The following is a 237-nucleotide window of genomic DNA, read 5'->3' on the forward strand; positions in this document are numbered from 1 at the left end:
TTGGCGGTTTGAACGTCGAGGGCGGCGAACTCACCGTCTTCGAGAAAAACCTCAGCGACGGCAGCGCTCCGGATGCCACGGCGTTGACCCAGAACGGCACCTTCACCGTCACCGCACTGGACGGCGTCATCACCCTGACCGTCGGCGGCATCGCCGTGGTCACGGGAGGCGTAGCCGCGGGCTTCCCGCAATCGATCACCACACCACTGGGCAGCACGCTGACCATCACCGGCTTCA

At 65.4% G+C, this 237-nt stretch carries 1 protein-coding gene; it reads left to right on the forward strand.

Annotated elements, in window-relative coordinates:
* Positions 1 to 237 (forward strand): hypothetical protein (locus KW841_RS30220; protein ID WP_218480755.1); only part of this gene is annotated, 237 nt, incomplete at both ends.

This window comes from Pseudomonas sp. PDM28 (genome assembly GCF_019219115.1).
Lineage (GTDB): Bacteria > Pseudomonadota > Gammaproteobacteria > Pseudomonadales > Pseudomonadaceae > Aquipseudomonas > Aquipseudomonas laurylsulfatiphila.